The organism is Carnobacterium sp., from assembly GCF_032094055.1.
Lineage (GTDB): Bacteria > Bacillota > Bacilli > Lactobacillales > Carnobacteriaceae > Carnobacterium_A.
On record NZ_DAMDAK010000023.1, the window covers coordinates 14,747 to 18,119 of the forward strand.

Consider the following 3,373-nt stretch of genomic DNA (forward strand, 5'->3'; position numbering starts at 1 on the left):
GCAAAATCCATACACGCTATATGCAAACGATCGCCCAGACTGGCCGGCTAAGTTCGATTGATCCTAACCTGCAAAATATTCCAATTCGTTTAGAAGAAGGACGAAAAATCAGACAAGCATTTGTACCAAGTTATGAAGGCTGGAAAATCTTTTCTTCAGATTACTCGCAAATTGAGCTGCGTGTTTTAGCCCATATCTCTGACGATGAACATTTAAAAGCAGCTTTTATTGAGGGACAAGATATTCATGCCAGCACAGCTATGCGTGTTTTTGGAATTGAAAAACAAGAAGATGTGACTTCAGAGATGCGTCGGCGTGCAAAAGCCGTTAACTTTGGTATTGTGTATGGAATCAGTGATTATGGCTTATCAAAAAACTTGGAAATCAGCCGAAAAGAAGCACAGACGTTTATTGATACGTATTTCGTTAAGTATCCTGGCGTTAAGACTTACATGGAAGAGATTGTGCGTGAGGCTAAAGATAAAGGTTACGTGGAAACACTCTTTCATCGGCGCCGTTACTTGCCGGATATTAATTCTCGTAATTTTAACTTGCGTTCATTTGCAGAACGGACAGCAATGAATACACCTATTCAAGGAAGTGCTGCTGATATTATTAAAGTTGCAATGATTGAAATGGACAAGCGATTGAAAGAAGAAAACATGGAAGCTACTATGTTGCTGCAAGTACATGATGAATTGATTTTTGAAGCTCCAGAAGCTGAAATTCCCTTATTGGAGAAATTAGTTACTGAAGTAATGGAAGAAGCGGTTGAATTAAATGTCCCTTTAAAAGTTGATAGTAATTACGGCGATAATTGGTATGAATCTAAATAATCAAGTTAAAACAAACTGAAAAGGAGATGCAGAACGCGTGCCAGAGTTACCAGAAGTTGAAACAGTTAAAAAGGGTCTCGTCCAACTTGTTAAAGGCAGCATCATAACAGGAGTAGATGTATACTGGGATCGCATTATTTCAGGTGACATACGCAGCCAAGAATTCTCACAGTACCTAATCGATGAGACACTCGTTGATATTGAACGAAGAGGCAAGTATTTAATTTTTCTTTTCGAACAGTGGGCAATGGTTTCCCATTTAAGAATGGAAGGCAAATATGAAGTAGTGCCTACTCAGACACCCTTAAAAAAACACACTCATGTGATTTTCCATTTGAAAGATGGCCGTGATCTACGGTATCTCGATGTTCGAAAGTTTGGACGTATGACACTCGTTCCTTTAGGTGAACAAAATAACGTAGCTGGCCTTAAAACTTTAGGGCCAGAACCGTTACCAGAAACTTTTGTTTTAGCAGAATTTCAAAAAACACTGCAACAAAAAAAGCGTGCGATTAAACCTCTTTTATTAGATCAAAAAGTAGTGGCGGGTTTAGGCAATATCTATGTAGATGAAGCACTTTTTAAAGCTAAAATTCATCCTCTTAGAGGAGCTGATACATTGAATCTAACAGAAACAAAACAGTTACACCAAGCCATTATACAAGTATTGGGAAATGCTGTAGCGGCAGGGGGAACAACGATCAGAACCTATAAAAATGCTTTAGGAGAAGCAGGAAGTTTTCAAGTGGAATTGCATGTTTATGGGAAAACAAATGAACCTTGCATCCTTTGTGGAACGCCGATCCAAAAATTAAAAGTAGCGCAAAGAGGTACTCACATTTGTCCCAATTGTCAACAACTAGCTTAAGAAAAAGAACAAGAGAAAGGAGGGAATGAATGACAGTTGTGATTGGTTTGACAGGAAGCATTGCAACAGGAAAATCAACTGTCAGTAAGTTTTTTAAAAGCCGAGGAATACCAGTTATCGATGCTGATATTGGAGCCAGGGTAGTAGTAGAACCTGGAACAGAAGGATTAAAATCGATTGCACGATATTTTGGAAAAGAAATACTGCATTCCGATGGAACATTAAACCGAAAAAAACTGGGAGAAATTGTATTTACTGATCCCATAAAATTAGAAAAATTAAATGACTTATTAGAAAAACAGATTCGGAATTGGGTACTTAACCAAAAAGAAGAGTATCTGCAACAACAGCCGTCCTTGCTTGTATTAGATATTCCTTTATTGTTTGAAAGTAATTATTTAATAGAAGTAGATCAAGTGATGGTAGTTGCTGTGACAGAAGAGATGCAGATAAATCGGTTGATGCAGCGCGATCACATTACACGCGAGATGGCTGTCCAGAAAATAGCGGCTCAACTTCCTTTGGCTGAAAAAATAAAACAGGCAGATGTAGTGATTGACAATAATGGAACCATCCAAGAAACAGTAGAGCAGCTGGAAAAATGGTTGCAGCAAACAGATCAAATAAATTAAACGATTGCTGTTATATAAAATAGTGTTAAAAAGAATGAGTAGAATATCCGCTCATTCTTTTTTTATAGCTTTAGCTGGCAAATGCAGTTATTTCAGGTGTTTCGCCTCTGTAAGACCTGTGGTATAATAAAAGTATAATGGTTATGAGTATGATAATTTCAAGAAAAATCATAAAAAAAGGATGATGAGTAGTGCAATGTCCACGCTGTCAAAATAATGGTTCTAGAGTTGTCGATAGTCGTCCTGCAGATGATGGGCGTGCTATTCGTAGAAGAAGAGAATGTGAAGCGTGTAACTTCCGATTTACAACATTTGAACGTGTTGAACAAGCGCCATTGTTAGTAATTAAAAAAAATGGCACACGAGAAGAATTCAATCGAGGGAAAATGCTGCGCGGCATTATCCGATCATGTGAAAAACGCCCAGTTTCAGTAGAACAAGTTGAAAAAATAGTCGATGAAGTGGAAAATAAAATTCGGAGTTTAGGGGAAAATGAAATATCATCAGCGATCATTGGTGAATACATTATGGAGAAACTAGCAGAAGTAGATGACGTTGCTTATATTCGTTTTGCTAGTGTTTACCGTCAGTTCAAGGATATGAGTGTTTTCTTGACAGAATTACAAGAGCTTGAAAAAAAGAAATCTGAAAAAAAAGCAGAAATGGATTAGAGGAAGTAGAAGAAAGGTGTGATGGCATTTGAACTATCCTTGGAAAAATTTGAGTCCAAAAGATGGATTTATGGTTCGACAAAATGCCTTGCTTTCGGATATAGACCAAAAAATATTGACTTTTTTATATCAACCTTTGATAGGAGCAACAGCTTATAGTCTTTATATGACGTTGTGGACTGAGATTGATGAAGAGTCTTATTGGAGTGAAGGAATACTTCATTCGGAATTGTTGACACTTTTAAGTGTAGGGATTCCAGAACTGTATCAAGCGAGAATTAAATTAGAAGCTATTGGGTTGTTAAAAACCTACCTGAAAACTGAACCTGAAAAGTTGTATGTATATGAATTAGTTGCCCCTCATTC

At 37.3% G+C, this 3,373-nt stretch carries 4 protein-coding genes and 1 pseudogene; all 5 read left to right on the forward strand.

What is annotated here, in order from left to right; genetic code table 11:
* On the forward strand, nt 1–836 hold an 836-nt coding region (locus tag RT405_RS05360), incomplete at its 5' end, for a DNA polymerase (RefSeq protein ID WP_313468207.1).
* Nucleotides 837–873: 37 nt separating this feature from the next.
* Complete coding sequence (gene mutM / locus RT405_RS05365; RefSeq protein ID WP_313468209.1) at nt 874–1,704, forward strand: DNA-formamidopyrimidine glycosylase; 831 nt, start codon at nt 874–876, stop codon at nt 1,702–1,704.
* Between the two features lie 29 nt (nt 1,705–1,733).
* Nucleotides 1,734–2,336, forward strand: coding sequence for a dephospho-CoA kinase (gene coaE, locus RT405_RS05370; protein WP_313468210.1), 603 nt, complete (start codon nt 1,734–1,736; stop codon nt 2,334–2,336).
* A 191-nt stretch (nt 2,337–2,527) separates the two neighbouring features.
* On the forward strand, nt 2,528–3,007 hold the full coding sequence (gene nrdR / locus RT405_RS05375) for a transcriptional regulator NrdR (protein WP_313468211.1): 480 nt from the start codon (nt 2,528–2,530) through the stop codon (nt 3,005–3,007).
* A gap of 28 nt (nt 3,008–3,035) precedes the next feature.
* A pseudogene (locus tag RT405_RS05380) lies at nt 3,036–3,373 on the forward strand (helicase DnaB); the annotation flags it as partial.